Genomic DNA, 16,567 nt, shown 5'->3' with positions numbered 1-16,567 from the left:
CTTAAAGGTGGTGTAGGAAGATGAAGCATCCTTTCTCTCGTTTTTTTGGCCTAGGTGAAAAGGAGCAAGATGTTGAATCTGAAGAATCAAATGTAGTGGAAGAAGATCGAGATGAAGTGAAAAAGATACCCGTCTCACAAATCATCCCTAATCGCTTTCAACCAAGAACAGTGTTCAATGATGAAAAGATAGAAGAGTTATCCAGAACGATTCATACTCATGGTATTATCCAACCGATTGTGGTTAGACAATACGATGATGAGCAGTTTGAAATCATTGCAGGTGAACGTCGGTACAGAGCCGTTCAGAAGCTTGGCTGGGACACCGTACCGGCCATCGTAAAGAATCTTAATGATACAGAAACAGCCTCTGTTGCATTAATTGAAAACTTACAAAGAGAAGAGCTCTCTCCTATAGAAGAAGCCATCGCGTATGGAAAACTGTTGGAGTTACATGATTTAACTCAAGAAGCCCTTGCTCAACGCTTAGGAAAAGGACAATCGACTGTGGCGAACAAGCTTCGTCTCCTTAAGCTTCCAGAAGAAATCCAATCAGCCTTGTTAGATAAACTGATAACAGAACGCCATGCCAGGGCTTTGATTCCTCTGAAGAATGCTGAAAAGCAAATTCAGCTCCTTCAAGAAATCATTGAAAAAAGCTTGAATGTCAAACAAACCGAAGACCGGGTTGTGAAAATGCAAGAAGGAACGACTCAAAAGCCAAAACCGAAACGAAAAGCCTTCAGTAAGGATATGCGAATAGCTGTGAATACGATTCGTCAATCTCTCTCCATGGTATCGGACAGCGGGATCAATCTGGACTCTGAAGAAGAAGAACATGAGGAATTCTATCAATTCACCATCCGTATTCCTAAAAAAAAATAGATTCATAGTCTAAAAGTGAGAAACATATCGGAGTGGTTTCTCACTTTTTTGTTTAGTTCTTTTTGCAAAGTGTTCTTAAATATGTAATCTTCCAGAATCTCTGTCAACCAGTGTGTGCTGGATGGTGAGGGAACAGCTCCGCTTGCAGCTAGCGTTCGGCCGAGCCTCCTCAGCTTAGCCGAACGGGGTCTCGGCACGCCCGTTCTTCCGCAGGAATCTACGCCGTTCCCTTCCCCATCTATCTTAAGTTTATCGTGACAGAGTTATAGAACTTAATAAAAAAAATTAATAGATAAAAGCAATTCTAGTATACAACCAGTATTCGACCACTCTCTTCTTTTAAAGCTGTTACTAGAAAGTTTTTTGTATGTCTACTAGATTTTCAAACACATGCTTTGAAAGTTGATTGTAGCGGAAGGTGCTCGACTCCTGCAGGAATAGCGGGAAAGTTGAGACCCCACAGGGCAAAGCCCGAGGAGGCTCAACTCACGCCCCGCGGAAAGCGAGCATCCTGTAGCGGAAATCAACTACCACTGTCTCTAGTTCTGTCGATTCAGGGCAAGTACTGTCGATTCGTGAGTAAAGATCTATTTACGATTTCCTATTTTTAGAAACACTGCACTTTTTGAAAAATTGACAGACAATTAACAAGGAATTTTGATAGAATAGAAGAATACTGTGAAAAAATTTAGTGAATCTTAGGAAGTCAAAAGGTAGGTGACAACCTTGGGCAGAATAGTAGCCGTTACTAACCAAAAAGGTGGGGTGGGAAAGACCACAACATCCGTCAATTTGGGGGCTTGCTTAGCTTATATAGGGAAAAAGGTTTTACTGGTAGACATTGATCCTCAAGGAAACGCCACTAGTGGTGCAGGTGTTGAAAAAGGGGATGTCCAGCAGTGCATATATGATGTGCTGGTAGATGATGTGGATGTCAGAGAAACGATTAAACAATCAAAAGTTGAGAATTTATCCATCGTACCTGCAACTATTTCATTGGCAGGGGCAGAAATTGAACTTGTTCCAACCATCTCCCGTGAAGTGCGTTTGAAGAAAGCATTGGAGAAAGTGAAAGCCGAATTTGATTATATTATCATTGATTGCCCACCGTCATTAGGATTATTGACAATCAATGCGTTAACAGCCTCAGATGCTGTCGTCATCCCGGTTCAATGCGAATATTATGCTCTGGAAGGATTAAGTCAGCTATTGAGTACCGTTCGTTTAGTTCAGAAGCATCTGAATCATGACCTTATGATCGATGGTGTGCTCCTTACAATGCTTGATGCGAGAACCAATCTGGGAATCCAGGTCATTGAAGAGGTCAAAAAATATTTTCAAGATAAAGTGTATCGCACAATTATTCCTCGTAACGTTCGTTTAAGTGAAGCGCCCAGTCATGGTGAACCGATCATCATCTATGATGCAAAGTCCAGGGGAGCAGAAGTTTATTTAGAACTAGCAAAGGAAGTGGCGGCGAATGGCTAAAGGATTAGGAAAGGGCCTCAATGCTCTCTTTACCAATATCCAAACAACTCAAAATGAAGAGTCCGTGCAAGAAGTGAGCCTGAAAGAAATACGGCCGAATCCATATCAACCACGAAAGATCTTTGAGCCGCAAGCAATTGAAGAATTAAAAGAGTCGATCCTAGAACACGGTATCCTGCAACCGATCATTGTGCGTAAAACGATCAAAGGGTATGAAATTGTCGTTGGGGAACGCCGTTACCGCGCAGCTAAAGCGGCTAAATTAGAATCGGCTCCTGTCGTGGTCCGGGAATTGAATGAGCAACAAATGATGGAGCTTGCCGTTTTAGAAAACCTCCAACGTGAAGACCTGACACCGATCGAAGAAGGTGCTGCTTATCAAATGCTGATGGATAAGCTAAAGCTCACTCAGGAGGAATTAGCGAAGAGATTAGGAAAGAGCAGACCTCATATTGCCAATCATATTCGCTTATTATCCCTCCCTTCTCCTATTCAGGAACTTATTTCAGAAGGTAAGTTAACGATGGGACATGGGCGTGCACTCCTTGGGTTGAAAAATAAGAAGAATCTATCAACCGTTGTAAATCGTATCCTTAAAGAGTCATTAAACGTTCGCCAATTAGAAAAAATCATTCAAGAGCTGAATGAGAATGTTCCACGTGAAACAAAAAAGACAGAGCGTAAAGATGTCTTCATCCAGGAACAGGAATCCCTTCTACGTGAACGCTTCGGGACAACGGTCACGATTAAACAATCAAAGAAAAAAGGAAAGATCGAGCTCGAATTTTTTTCGAAAGAAGATCTCGATCGTATTTTGGAATTATTACAGTAACCATTTGGGAAAAGGACTGGCTTAAAAGGTATTTTTATACCAATTAATCCAGTCCTCTTCCATATTGTACATATAAGGTACACTATTCTTTGGGAAATAATCATCAAAAAGCATAATTTTTCAGACAGATAAGGAGAACGTCATGGTACTATTAGGAACGCTTGTAAATGGAGTATGTATTATCATCGGAACTCTCCTGGGTAAGGTCCTTCATCGCATCCCGGAAGACATGAAGGGAACTGTCATGAAAGCGATTGGGTTAGCTGTCATCGTCCTTGGATTACAGATGGGATTGAAAAGTGAAAACTTCCTCATTGTCATCATCAGCCTCGCTCTGGGTGCTGCATGGGGAGAGTGGATGAACCTGGAGGACAAGCTTAACTCATTGGGTAACTGGTTGGAAAAGAAGCTGGGCAGTAATCAAGAAACATCCATTTCTCAAGGGTTTGTCACAGCTACCCTTATTTTTGTTATTGGAGCCATGGCAGTAATAGGTGCGTTGGATAGCGGCATCAGGGGCGATCATGATGTTCTGTTGACGAAGTCGATCATTGATGGCTTTACATCGCTGATCCTAACGACGACTTTAGGGATTGGTGTCATGTTCTCGGCGATCCCTGTCGTCCTTTATCAAGGATTCATTGCTTTGTTTGCAACTCAAATTCATCAGTGGGTTCCAGAAAAGCTGATGGATGCCTATATCGTAGAGATGACCTCTACGGGAGGAATTATGATTTTCGCGATTGGACTCAACCTCCTCGGTGTAACGAAGATCAGAGTCGCCAATTTACTTCCCGGGATCATCGTTGTGGGATTGGTTGTAGGAATCATAAACGCATACCAGCTGTATATGTAATAGTGAAAAAGGGAGATGACCCAGGTCGTATCTGGATCTTCTCCCTTTTATTGCTGTAATTCTTCCCGCCATTTTTCAATACTGACGGCGTTGCGGCGTTCCACTGAATCGCCTGCCAGCACAATGGCTTCAGCAATCGTCTTAGCCATTTTCATTACAAGATTCAATCGTGTATTTTGTAAAACAAAGAACTCCATAAATCCACTTACATTCACGATTCCGGTCAGGTGAATCTCCCCCACCTCTGGTAACTCTTTATTTACTCCGGCACCAGGTTTTAATGGCCCGTCACTAAGTTGAATGGCGCCAACACTTTTTAATCGACCGAGACAGGCATCTACACCAATGATAAAAGGATTGATATGTTTAGCGGAAATTTGACTGAGCTTCTCTTCCAGGTTTACTGCATGGATCGGATCATCCAACGTTCCATAGACATGAAATGGTTTGATATCTTGTTCTTCTATTAATGATCCAACTAATGGGCCTAATGAATCCCCTGTTGAACGGTCTGTGCCAATACATACGAAGACAATGGGTCTTGTACGATAGTAAGTGGGAAGCATCGACGACAATTGAACGGATAGATCCTGTGCCGCACGCTCTTCCTGATGAAGGACTCTAAAGGGTTCAGGTCTTCGTTCAAATAGTCCTTTTTTTAGATTCATCGCTTCCACTCCTTTGGATATGTTTAAGGGGAATTTTATAGTGAACATACTTTGTCGGACGTGACTACCATAATCATATTTTCTAAGTATTATCAGTATACGGACGATTTCATTTTTTCATACATAATATGGTTGGATTTTTCATAAAATAAAAATTTTCTATAAACTATAGTATTATGAGGTTATATCTACACAAGGAGAGGGAAAGTTGATAAAATAAGGAATACTTCTTATTGAACAATAAGTGGAGGTTCGGTATATATGTCGAGTACTAAAAAAGTTGAAGATACCGTAGAAAAAATAAAAGATAGTGAAGCAGCTCAAAAACTTATAGATAATGAATTATGGATTGCCCTGGGATCAGGTGCGATAAAAATTGTGGCAATCATGGTCATTACCTATATCGCTCTAAGGCTGGGAAGGTCAGCCATTCGAAATGTGTTCAGGGTCCGGTCCCGCTCACCTCTCAAATTTACGGAGCGGCGGGAAGCCACTTTATCAAAATTATTAGAGAATGTATTGACCTATGTGATCTATTTCATTAGTTTAATGACGATTCTATCTACTCTGGATATTGATGTGAAAGGACTGATTGCCGGTGCCGGGATCGTCGGTCTGGCGGTAGGTTTCGGAGCACAAAACCTTGTTCGGGATATCATAACGGGTTTCTTTATTATATTCGAGGACCAGTTTTCAGTCGGTGACTATGTTCGAATTGGTTCTGCTGAAGGGACTGTTGAAGAAATCGGTCTTCGTACGACAAAGATCAAAAGCTGGACAGGGGAATTACATATCTTCCCCAATGGTAATATTACGGAAGTAACGAACTTCTCCATTCATAACAGCATTGCGGTCGTAGATGTCAGTATCGCCTATGAAGAAAATATAGAAGAAGCAGAGAAAGTGATGCAGGAGCTTCTCCTTGCTTTACCGCAAAAATATGAAGATCTTGTGAATCCACCTGAACTGTTGGGTGTTCAAACCCTGGGAGCTTCAGATGTGGTCATTCGGATCGTGGCTGAAACGGTTCCGATGAGACATTGGTATATGGCGAGAATGATACGTAAAGAGGTCAAACTATGCCTGGATGAGCACGGTATTGAAATTCCATTCCCACGTATGGTGATGTATTCACGTCAGGATCAGGAAGATATCCAGCCACGTGAAGAAAAACAAAGAAAACTTGAAAGCGAATAAGGAGGAGAAACCCAGTGGAGCCCAAGACATTCACATTAAATGATATTGTAGAAATGAAAAAGCCGCATCCATGCGGGACGAACCGCTGGAAAGTGATCCGCATGGGAATGGATATTCGCATCAAATGTGTAGGCTGCGGCCACAGTGTCATGATTCCGAGAAAAGACTTTGCGAAAAAAATGAAAAAAGTCATCAGTAGCGGCGAAGAAGAATAAGTATTCTTTTTTTACCCATATTTCTTTTGACCTAATCCATCCTATGGTTAATTTGCCAGGTTTAAGAGCATTCAGTCGGTTTAAGTCGATTGGATGCTCTTTTTAGTCAGCCATGCCGATGACTGAAGCTTCACTTGTCTTTTCCCGCTATTATCTCTATAATTGTGAAAGGTTCGACCGTTTACTTATTTTCGATCTTTCATTATTTTTAATAGATAAGAATTTAGATGAGGAGTGACCATAATGGCTTTAACAGCTGGTATTGTTGGATTACCTAACGTAGGGAAGTCCACTTTATTTAATGCAATTACAAAAGCAGGTGCAGAATCTGCCAACTATCCTTTCTGTACAATTGATCCGAACGTAGGAATTGTTGAAGTTCCCGATCACCGTTTAGATAAATTAACAGAGCTTGTAGAACCTAAGAAGACGGTTCCCACTGCCTTTGAATTCACGGATATCGCCGGTATCGTAAAAGGAGCGAGTAAAGGAGAAGGATTAGGGAATAAATTCTTATCTCACATCCGCCAAGTAGATGCGATCTGTCAGGTTGTCCGTTGTTTCGCAGATGATAATATCACACACGTTTCAGGTAAAGTAGATCCGATTGCGGACATTGAAGTCATCAACCTGGAATTGATCTTAGCCGACCTTGAGACAGTTGATAAGCGCCTTGCCAGAGTTCAGAAAATGGCCAAGCAAAAAGATAAAGAAGCGGTATTTGAGCATGATATCCTTGTCAAAATCAAAGAAGCCCTTGAAGCAGAGCAGCCGGCTCGTACGGTTGAGTTCTCTGATGAACAAATGAAGCTTGTGAAACAGCTTCACCTTCTGACTTCAAAGCCTGTCCTATATGTAGCAAACGTTAGTGAAGATGAAATTGCCGATGCTTCTGACAACGAATATGTTCAGAAAGTACGTGATTTTGCTAAAGAAGACAATGCAGAAGTAATTGTTGTCTGTGCGAAAATCGAGTCGGAGATCGCTGAGCTTGATGATGAAGAAAAAGCGATGTTCCTGGAAGAGTTAGGGATTGAAGAGTCCGGTTTAGATCAGCTGATCCGCGCTACCTATTCTTTATTAGGACTGGCTACTTACTTCACAGCCGGCGTTCAAGAGGTCCGCGCCTGGACTTTCCGTGAAGGGATGAAAGCCCCACAATGTGCCGGCGTCATCCATACCGATTTCGAAAGAGGCTTCATCCGTGCCGAAACGGTTTACTTTGACGATTTAGTCGCAGCAGGAACAATGGGAGCAGCCCGCGAAGCCGGAAAAGTCCGTTTAGAAGGTAAAGAATACCTCGTAAAAGACGGAGACATTATCCACTTCCGTTTTAATGTGTAGGTTTTGAGAAAAAAATAGGCGAGACTATGCATTTTTCTTTGAAATTTTATCAGAACTAAATTCTCTGAGAGTTGATTGGAGCTGAAAGCGAGTGCCTGGAGCGGAAATCAACCAGCACTCGCTTCTTAAAAAGCAACAAAGTTTACGAAAAAAGTATTATTGAAAGACTAGAGTCCCGATTCTAGTCTTTTTTTTACGTCATATTGCAATAATAGATAACCTGTGCTATAATTTTATTTCGTGAGTAATGAACGCATTGCTCCTTGTTCTTTCACAAAGAAAGGACCGCATAGACCACGAGGAGGTGACATTCAGATGAGAAAGTACGAAGTTATGTACATTGTCCGCCCAAACATTGACGACGAGTCAAAGAAAGCAGTAGTTGAGCGTTTCGATAACGTTTTAACAACTAACGGCGCGGAAATCATCGAGTCAAAAGATTGGGGTAAACGTCGTTTAGCGTATGAAATCAACGATTTTCGTGATGGTTTCTATCAACTAGTTAAGATGAGCGCTACTTCTGATGCAGTTAACGAATTCGATCGTTTAGCTAAAATCAGCGATGATATTATCCGTCATATCGTTGTTAAAGAAGAAGAATAATCCGTACGTTTTTTAAGATATACACTTCTATCATCTGTTTCACGTGAAACAGTAAACTAGAAGGAAGGGGTTGATTCTGATGATGAACCGAGTTGTATTAGTAGGGCGTTTAACCAAAGACCCTGAATTAAAATATACTCCAAGTGGAGTGGCTGTTGCTTCGTTTACACTGGCTGTCAATCGTAGTTTTACGAATCAATCAGGAGAACGGGAAGCAGATTTTATTAACTGTGTTGTATGGCGTCGCCCTGCAGAGAATGTAGCAAACTTTCTTAAAAAAGGCAGCTTAGCTGGCGTTGACGGTCGTATTCAAACACGTAATTTCGAAGGACAGGATGGACGTCGGGTGTTTATGACGGAAGTTGTAGCAGAAAGCGTTCAGTTCTTAGAACCGCGTAGTGCGAACCAAGGCGATCGTGGAGGAAGTCCGGGCTATTCGGGTGGAGGTCAACGTGACCAAGGAAATCCTTATAGTCAGAATCAGAATCAACAACGCAACAACAATAATAACAACAACTATACACGTGTAGATGAGGATCCATTTGCAAATGACGGTCAGCCGATCGACATTTCCGATGATGATCTGCCATTCTAAATGAACGATAATAAATCTAAACAAGACAGGAGGCGAAACAAATGGCAGGAGGACGTAGAGGTGGACGTAGACGTCGTAAGGTGTGCTACTTCACAGCAAACGGAATTACACATATCGATTTCAAAGATGTAGATCTTCTTAAGAAATTCGTATCTGAACGTGGAAAGATTCTTCCACGTCGTGTAACTGGAACTAACGCTAAGTATCAACGTAAGTTGACTCGTGCGATCAAACGCGCTCGTACAATGGCATTACTTCCATACGTTACTGGTGAATAATATCATCGGCTAAAGCAGCAGAGACTTGTCTCTGCTGCTTTTTTATGCCGTTTTTTAAACGATGTGTATGAGATCTATTCTTCCTCTGTAAAGTACCTCTTCGATTATCCTGTCCATCTTAACTTTGATCTTGTAAATTCCCTTATACCTATAAAGAAATGGCGAAAACTGTCGATGAATAAGTGTATATATAGATAGTTATTTGGTAGTAAGAGGGGGAATTTATGTGAAAAAGAAAAACACAAGGAAACAGGTGGAACGAAAGAAAGGTTTTCTTTTATCATCCATCAGAATGAAGCTTATTGTAATCATATCCATTTTATTTATGGTATCGTTAGCCGTTATCATTGCGATTACAAGCTTACAGACGAGAATGAAAACAGAGAAAGAGGTTATTGATCAAACTCAAGGGATCGTTGGAGAATTAAATAATTCCGTGCAACTCTTTCTGGGACAATACGAAAAGAGTATTGATCAATACTCAATCTCCAACTCGTTAAAAGATTATGCAAAAGCACAGATGCAAACAGAATCCGAAGGTGAAAATACAGAGCTGTTTGCCAATATTCAATCTGATTTTGACAATTACTTAAGCCTTTATGGGGAAGCTACTTCTATTTACTTCGCATCACCAAATAAGAAATTAAAAATCGTTCCATCCGTCTCTCTGCCTAGTGACTTTGATCCGACAAGCAGGGATTGGTATAAAAACGCTGAGGAAGTAAGGGCTGGCGTGGTTTGGAGCGAGCCTTACGTGGATACTGCAACGGAAGAATATATCATTACAGCCTCAAGAGCGATTGTTTCAGATAATAAAGTAGTAGGCGTTCTCGGTGTCGATATTAACTTGACGAAACTTACTGGCCGAGTCTCAGAGATGGACATTGGATATAATGGTTATCCGTTCTTAATCGGGCTTGATGGTACAGCCATCGTCCACCCTACTAAGCGGGGGGAAGATCTTTCATCTCTTCCTTTCATCAGCAAAATGCTCGGTTCTGATAAGGATTCTGACACGATCCGGTATGAACTGGACGGAGATGAAAAAGTGTTAGTGTATAGTACGGTACCGAAGACGAATTGGAAAGTGGGCTCTGCCTACAGTATGAAGGATCTCATTCAGTCTTCGAAAGAAATCGAACGATTACTGATAGTGACAGCCCTCATCACCCTGGCTGTCATGCTGGTGTTAGTTGTGTTCATTTCTAATAAAATCACTAAACCGATCAAGCAACTTCAAAAAACGGTAACCGACGTCTCAACTGGAGATTTATCCATTCAATCTAAAATTAATTCCAAAGATGAAACAGGATTACTAGCGTCCGATTTAAACAAAATGATCGTAAATATGAAAGATACGATTCAAGTCGTCCAAGAATCGATCTATAATGTCCGCGAATCGGCTGAAGGATTAAGTGCGGTTTCTGAGGAGACAAATGCCTCAAGTGAAGAGATGGCAAAGGCTGTTACAGAAATTGCGACAGGCGCTTCTCAATCAGCTTCTGACTCCGATCGGGCTCATCATCAAACAGAGCAATTAGGAACAAGAATTAATGGAGTATATGAAAAGTCAAAAGCTATGTCTGAGATGGCTGGACAAGCGGATGTCATGAACCAGTCCGGTTTAAACCAGGTAAAAGAATTAGAAAATGCCTACCATTCTTCCAGTGAGTACATCTCTTCCATGGAGAAAGTCATCTTTAGTTTGGAAGCAAAGGTGAAGACGATTGAATCGGTCATGGGCACAATAACGGATATTTCTTCTCAAACCAACCTCCTTGCATTAAATGCGAGCATTGAGGCAGCTAGAGCAGGTGAACACGGCAAGGGATTTGCTGTCGTGGCGGAAGAAGTACGAAAACTTGCCGATCAGTCAGTGAAGGCAACCGAAGAAGTGAAACGCACCATTATAGAAATTCAACAAGGTTCTCATCAAGCAGTTGATGAAATGGTGAAAACGAAAGAAACCTTTGAGGTGCAAAATGAAGTGATCCAACGGACCAATCACGTATTTGACCAAACCTCACAGTTGATGAAATCCATGCAGGATGAAATAGAAAGAATGTATGAGGAAGTGGGTCAAATCAATCTTGAAAAAGATGAAGTGGTCAATGTGATCCAGATGATGGCCGCTACAGCGGAACAAACGGCTGCTTCCTGCGAAGAAATGAGTGCCTCTACAGAAGAACAAGTAAGGGCCGTCCAATCGGTTACAGAAGCAGCAGAACGCTTAACAGACTTAAGTCAAGAACTTCAGTCTTCAATCGAACGTTTTAAGATTTCATAAATTTCATTAGAGGGTGGTCCTGATTCATTGCCATTCTTTATCTACTGCGTATACTCCCTTTTAAAGTGAGTGCATACTAGAGTAGATGAAGAAGTGAAGCATGTTGAAGGAGCGCCCTTTTATTGTGAAAACGGAGTGATATAAACCATTATAGTTATTGATTTTCACAATGGCACGAATTTTGGTGAAAGTGGCACAATAAACGCGAAAAGTGCACAACAAGGTTAATTGACGGCCATTAATGAATGCCTGTCGCCTTCGGATAAGAGCCCCCTAGATGAAATCTATCTCCAAAATTGATATGATAGTGCTATTGCATGTTTTTGAATATATCGTAAGGAGCGTTTCAATTGAAAAATCCCCGTGTGTTAACGGAAGGTGCGCTAATGCTCGCCATCTTTACTGTTTTACTGTTGCTGGCTTTATATGTTCCGCTTATTGGGACCCTTGCATTTTTCGTATTGCCCCTCCCTCTTATTCTGTTTAGTTCTAAGTATTCGTTACTCAATTCTTTTTACGTATTGATCGGATCGTTAGGATTATCCTTCTTGTTTGGAGGGCTCATTGCGCTGCCTGTTGCCTTCATGGTTGCGACAACCGGGGTAGTGATTGGCTGGTGTGTGAAAGCGAAAGTAGATAAAATGAGGCTGTTTATGGCTTCAAGTCTCACACTTGTCATCAATATCGTGATTGGTTTTGTTTTTTCTATCCTACTCTTCGATGTTAATATTATAGAAGATAGCTTAGCTGAATCGAAGGCTGCATATTATTCTTTGTTTGAGAAGCTTGGTCAGGAACCGGACAAGAAACTGGTCGAAAGTCTGGACAGCTCTATTGATCTTATTCAGACTTTGATGCCTACATTGTTCCTGGGAATCGCTGTCGTAATGACCCTGTTGTTTATGCTGATCAACTTTCCCATCATGAAACGTTTAGGGAGAGATGTACCCGTATTTAAACCATTTAGAGAATGGAAGCTTCCCAAGAGCATCCTTTGGTATTATTTACTTACCTTAGTTCTGTCCATGATTCTGCAGCCGGAAAAAGGAACGTATGCTTATACGGCCCTTCTTAATGTTCTGTATGTATTGCAAACATTGATGGCGGTACAAGGCTTATCTTTCCTCTATTTCTTCGCTCATATTAAAGGATGGTCAAAAGGAATTTTGGTATTAATTACAATCATTTCGATTCCTCTTCTTTATCTCGTGCGAATTTTAGGTATAATTGACTTAGGATTTGATCTAAGACAACGCCTACAACGCAAGTCATAGAAATTTAAGGTCCAGGAGCTGAAATCATGCCATCTTATTTTAATAAGCGAATGATCCGCTACCCATTGTACGGTCTTGCTATATTAACAGCTCTATTGTTAGTATCGGTTTCCTTTTACCAATGGATCATTTCGTTAATAGGGTTGATTGTCTTTGGAATCGTGTATTTTCTTGCATTCTATTTTGAGAGAAGATCACACGAAGAAACGGAGGAGTATATCTCCACTTTATCCTATCGTGTAAAACGTGTAGGGGAAGAGGCGTTAATGGAGATGCCCATTGGAATCATGCTGATCAATGATGAATATTACATAGAATGGACAAACCCTTTTCTGGCCTCTTGTTTTAATGAAGATACAGTCGTTGGAAGATCCTTATACGATGTGGCAGAATCTCTTGTTCCATTAATCAAGCAGGAAGTGGATTCAGAAATTGTGACGATTAATGAGAGAAAGTATCATGTCGTATTGAAGCTCAAAGAAAAACTTCTCTATTTCTTTGATGTCACGGAACAAAAAGAAATAGAAAAGCAATATCATGATGAACGCACGAATATTGGAATCATCTTTCTAGATAACTATGATGAATTAACGCAAGGGATGGACGATCAAACAAGAAGCAGCCTGAATAGCCTTGTGACGTCCATTCTGAATAAGTGGGCAAAAGAATATGGCGTATTCTTGAAGCGGGTCTCTTCTGAGCGGTTCATCGCCGTCATTAACGAGAAGATCCTACAAGTATTGGAGAAGGAAAAATTCGGCATATTGGATGACGTCCGGGATACCACCTCCAAGCAAAATGTTCCCCTGACTCTTAGTATCGGAGTAGGGACTGGGGTTTCTTCCCTGCCTGAACTCGGTACCCTGGCTCAATCAAGCCTGGATCTCGCCTTAGGTCGTGGAGGAGATCAGGTGGCCATTAAGCAAACCAATGGAAAGGTTAAATTCTACGGTGGAAAAACCAATCCAATGGAAAAACGTACCCGGGTACGTGCCAGAGTCATTTCCCACGCCCTAAAGGAAATCATGATTGAAAGTGACAAGGTCATCATTATGGGACATAAACATCCCGACATGGATGCCATTGGAGCTGCCATCGGCATTCGAAAAGTGGCTCAAATGAATCAGCGTGAAGGGTACGTCGTCCTAAACTTTAATGAAATCGATAATGGTGTGAAACGATTGATGAAGGAGATCAAAGCAAATTCCGATCTTCATTCCCGTTTCATCACCCCCGAGGAAGCACTCGAAATGGCGACAGAGGATACTCTGCTCGTGGTCGTCGATACCCACAAGCCTTCCCTGGTCATTGAAGAAAGGCTTTTAAATAAAATGGATAAAGTCGTGGTGATCGATCATCATCGCCGCGGAGAAGACTTTATTAAAAACCCATTACTTGTTTATATGGAGCCATATGCTTCTTCAACAGCTGAACTTGTGACGGAGCTATTGGAATATCAGCCTAAACATGAAAAAATCACGATGCTTGAAGCCACTTCCCTGCTGGCGGGGATCATTGTGGATACGAAGAGCTTTACGCTTCGAACGGGATCGAGGACCTTTGATGCTGCTTCGTATTTAAGGGCACAAGGGGCAGATACCGTATTGGTCCAAAAGTTTCTGAAAGAGGATGTCGATACCTATATCAAACGTTCAAGGTTAATCGAATCGGTTAAATTTTTCCGTGAAGGGGTCGCGATTGCGAAAGCAGAGGAGGATGTCATCTATGATCCCGTCCTGATTGCACAGGCAGCGGATACGTTATTGACCATGGATGAAGTGATAGCTTCCTTCGTCATCTCTAAGCGGGATCCGGAAACAATCGGGATCAGTGCCCGTTCTCTAGGTGATGTGAACGTACAAATCATTATGGAAAACTTAAACGGTGGTGGTCATTTAACCAACGCCGCTACTCAAATAAAGCAAGCATCTGTACTGGAAGCTGAAGAACAGCTGAAGGAAGCATTAAATGATTATTTTGAAGGGAGAAAAGAGATATGAAAGTAATTTTCTTAAAAGACGTTAAAGGTAAAGGGAAAAAAGGAGAAGTAAAAAACGTAGCGGATGGCTATGCACATAACTTCTTATTAAAAAAAGGCTTGGCCGTTGAAGCAACAAATGCAAACATGGGTCAGCTCGAGGGTCAAAAGAAGAAAGAAGAGCAACTGGCTCAGGAAGAATTGGAAGAAGCAAAAAGATTAAAAGCGACTTTAGAAGAAATCACGGTTGAAATGAAAGCAAAATCCGGTGAAGGCGGTCGTTTATTCGGTTCCATCACGAGCAAGCAAATTGCGGATGCGTTGAAAAAAGCACATGACATCAAAATCGATAAACGTAAAATTGAAATGAATGATGCCATTCGTGCCCTTGGCTATACGAATGTCCCTGTGAAGCTTCATACGGACGTTTCAGCAACCTTAAAGGTACATGTAACAGAAGAGTAAGATTTTTTCATAGAAAATATACGAAATTTGGTAACTTCATTTTGAGAAAAACATGTTAAAATGAATATAGCTTGATAAAAAATGTGATCTGGATTTTATCCCGATCACATTTTTTCGGTAGGACTAAATTCTTATTTATATATATTAAGTATTAACTTTAACGCAGGCAGCAGATGCCTATAGACGTGGCGAAGCCCCTTCGCAGTTTGAATTGGAGGTTATGCATAGATGAATGAAGTGTTCCAGGATCGGATTCCACCTCAGAATATTGAGGCAGAACAAGCGGTATTAGGTGCTATTTTCTTAGAGCCCAGCGCGTTGACGACCACATCGGAAATATTGATTCCAGAGGATTTTTATCGTCATTCTCATCAAAAAATATACAATGTCATGCTGAATTTGGGAGACGGGGGAAAAGCCGTCGACTTAATTACGGTGACAGAGGAGCTTGCAGCAGCGAAAGAGCTTGAAGATGTTGGTGGGGTCGCCTATTTAAGTGAGCTTGCAGCATCAGTTCCGACGGCCGCGAATATTGAATATTACGCAAAGATCGTGGAAGAAAAATCTTTACTGAGACGATTGATCCGTACAGCGACCGATATTGCTTCTGACGGCTATGCCCGGGAGGATGAAGTCGACAGCCTTCTGAGTGAAGCGGAAAAAAACATCATGGAAGTAGCCCAGCGTAAAAATGCCGGTGCCTTCCATAATATTAAAGATGTCCTTGTCAGAACCTATGACAACATCGAAACCTTAACGAATCGTAAGGGTGACGTAACGGGGATTTCAACGGGGTTTGCAGACCTGGACCATATGACGGCCGGATTCCAGCGAAATGACTTGATCATTGTGGGAGCCCGACCTTCCATGGGTAAAACAGCCTTCGCCCTGAATATCGCTCAAAATGTCGCCGTTAAAGCGAAAGAAAACGTCGCGATCTTCTCCCTGGAGATGGGGGCTGAGCAGCTCGTTATGCGTATGCTGTGTGCAGAAGGCAATATTAATGCCCAAAACCTTCGAACAGGTGATTTAACCGACGAAGACTGGAGAAAGCTTACGATGGCAATGGGAAGCCTCTCGAATGCCGGGATTTACATCGATGATACACCTGGTATTAAAGTGGGGGAAATTCGTTCGAAATGCCGACGTCTCGCTCAGGAGCATGGGCTTGGAATGATCCTCATCGACTACTTGCAGCTCATTCAGGGGAGCGGCCGTTCAGGAGAAAACCGTCAGCAGGAGGTTTCTGAAATTTCCCGTTCCCTTAAAGGACTGGCACGTGAGCTTGAAGTACCGGTCATTGCCTTATCCCAGCTTTCCCGTGGTGTGGAGCAGCGTCAGGATAAGCGTCCGATGATGTCTGATATTCGTGAATCAGGAAGTATCGAGCAGGATGCGGATATCGTAGCCTTCTTATACCGTGAAGATTACTATGATAAAGAAGCGGAAAACAAAAACATTATCGAAATCATCATTGCCAAGCAACGTAACGGCCCGGTTGGAAATGTGTCGCTTGCGTTTGTAAAGGAATACAATAAATTCGTGAATCTGGAGCGGCGATTTGACGACGCTCCGGCTTAATAGAAAAAATCCAAGCACTGTC

Annotated in this window: 16 protein-coding genes; 15 read left to right on the top strand and 1 reads right to left on the bottom strand. The window is 41.8% G+C overall.

All coding sequences use genetic code 11. The annotated features are described in order from the left end of the window. The first annotated feature begins 20 nt into the window (after window positions 1-20). From noc to ACQKFO_RS16450, 4 genes are all read left to right on the top strand, one after another. Window positions 21-884, top strand: a complete 864-nt coding sequence (gene noc / locus ACQKFO_RS16465; protein ID WP_149154947.1) for a nucleoid occlusion protein — start codon at window positions 21-23, stop codon at window positions 882-884. 726 nt (window positions 885-1,610) lie between these two features. Continuing rightward, the gene (locus tag ACQKFO_RS16460; protein ID WP_427599985.1) at window positions 1,611-2,372 is read left to right on the top strand and encodes a ParA family protein; all 762 of its coding nucleotides are present in this window, start codon (window positions 1,611-1,613) and stop codon (window positions 2,370-2,372) included. Next, window positions 2,365-3,204 (top strand): ParB/RepB/Spo0J family partition protein, encoded by an 840-nt coding sequence (locus ACQKFO_RS16455; protein ID WP_427599984.1) that lies wholly within the window; start codon window positions 2,365-2,367, stop codon window positions 3,202-3,204. Before ACQKFO_RS16460 ends, ACQKFO_RS16455 begins: the two co-directional genes overlap by 8 nt. 142 nt (window positions 3,205-3,346) lie before the next feature. Then, the gene (locus ACQKFO_RS16450; RefSeq protein WP_427599983.1) at window positions 3,347-4,060 is read left to right on the top strand and encodes a DUF554 domain-containing protein; all 714 of its coding nucleotides are present in this window, start codon (window positions 3,347-3,349) and stop codon (window positions 4,058-4,060) included. Between the two features lie 47 nt (window positions 4,061-4,107). On the opposite strand, the gene yyaC is transcribed toward ACQKFO_RS16450, so the two are convergent. After that, entirely contained in the window at window positions 4,108-4,728 is a 621-nt protein-coding gene (gene yyaC / locus ACQKFO_RS16445; RefSeq protein WP_427599982.1) for a spore protease YyaC, read from the bottom strand. 261 nt (window positions 4,729-4,989) lie between these two features. On the opposite strand from yyaC, the gene ACQKFO_RS16440 reads away from it, so the two are divergent. The 11 genes from ACQKFO_RS16440 (at window position 4,990) to dnaB (ending at window position 16,545) form a co-directional block, all read left to right on the top strand. Continuing rightward, window positions 4,990-5,925, top strand: coding sequence for a mechanosensitive ion channel family protein (locus ACQKFO_RS16440; protein WP_427599981.1), 936 nt, complete (start codon window positions 4,990-4,992; stop codon window positions 5,923-5,925). 14 nt (window positions 5,926-5,939) lie between these two features. Then, on the top strand, window positions 5,940-6,140 hold the full coding sequence (locus ACQKFO_RS16435; RefSeq protein WP_034764770.1) for a DUF951 domain-containing protein: 201 nt from the start codon (window positions 5,940-5,942) through the stop codon (window positions 6,138-6,140). 243 nt (window positions 6,141-6,383) lie between these two features. Continuing rightward, window positions 6,384-7,484 (top strand): redox-regulated ATPase YchF, encoded by a 1,101-nt coding sequence (gene ychF / locus ACQKFO_RS16430; protein ID WP_427599980.1) that lies wholly within the window; start codon window positions 6,384-6,386, stop codon window positions 7,482-7,484. A 315-nt stretch (window positions 7,485-7,799) separates the two neighbouring features. Then, window positions 7,800-8,087 carry a 30S ribosomal protein S6 gene (rpsF, locus tag ACQKFO_RS16425; protein ID WP_034764776.1) on the top strand — a complete coding sequence of 96 codons (288 nt, stop codon included), beginning with the start codon at window positions 7,800-7,802 and terminating at the stop codon, window positions 8,085-8,087. Window positions 8,088-8,166: 79 nt separating this feature from the next. After that, entirely contained in the window at window positions 8,167-8,682 is a 516-nt protein-coding gene (gene ssb / locus ACQKFO_RS16420) for a single-stranded DNA-binding protein (RefSeq protein WP_034764778.1), read from the top strand. A 41-nt stretch (window positions 8,683-8,723) separates the two neighbouring features. Then, on the top strand, window positions 8,724-8,960 hold the full coding sequence (gene rpsR / locus ACQKFO_RS16415; protein WP_034764780.1) for a 30S ribosomal protein S18: 237 nt from the start codon (window positions 8,724-8,726) through the stop codon (window positions 8,958-8,960). Window positions 8,961-9,186: 226 nt separating this feature from the next. Continuing rightward, window positions 9,187-11,247 (top strand): methyl-accepting chemotaxis protein, encoded by a 2,061-nt coding sequence (locus ACQKFO_RS16410; protein ID WP_427599979.1) that lies wholly within the window; start codon window positions 9,187-9,189, stop codon window positions 11,245-11,247. A gap of 350 nt (window positions 11,248-11,597) precedes the next feature. Then, the gene (locus tag ACQKFO_RS16405; RefSeq protein ID WP_427599978.1) at window positions 11,598-12,521 is read left to right on the top strand and encodes a YybS family protein; all 924 of its coding nucleotides are present in this window, start codon (window positions 11,598-11,600) and stop codon (window positions 12,519-12,521) included. Between the two features lie 26 nt (window positions 12,522-12,547). After that, window positions 12,548-14,521, top strand: coding sequence for a DHH family phosphoesterase (locus tag ACQKFO_RS16400; protein WP_427599977.1), 1,974 nt, complete (start codon window positions 12,548-12,550; stop codon window positions 14,519-14,521). Beyond that, entirely contained in the window at window positions 14,518-14,964 is a 447-nt protein-coding gene (gene rplI, locus ACQKFO_RS16395; RefSeq protein ID WP_149154938.1) for a 50S ribosomal protein L9, read from the top strand. Before ACQKFO_RS16400 ends, rplI begins: the two co-directional genes overlap by 4 nt. 228 nt (window positions 14,965-15,192) lie before the next feature. After that, window positions 15,193-16,545, top strand: coding sequence for a replicative DNA helicase (dnaB, locus tag ACQKFO_RS16390; RefSeq protein WP_148996236.1), 1,353 nt, complete (start codon window positions 15,193-15,195; stop codon window positions 16,543-16,545). Window positions 16,546-16,567 lie beyond the last annotated feature (22 nt).

Source organism: Rossellomorea sp. NPDC071047 (assembly GCF_050270195.1).
Taxonomy (GTDB): Bacteria; Bacillota; Bacilli; order Bacillales; family Bacillaceae_B; genus Rossellomorea.
Note: the sequence above shows the minus strand (reverse complement) of the source record. Positions and strands in the feature narration are given on the sequence as shown.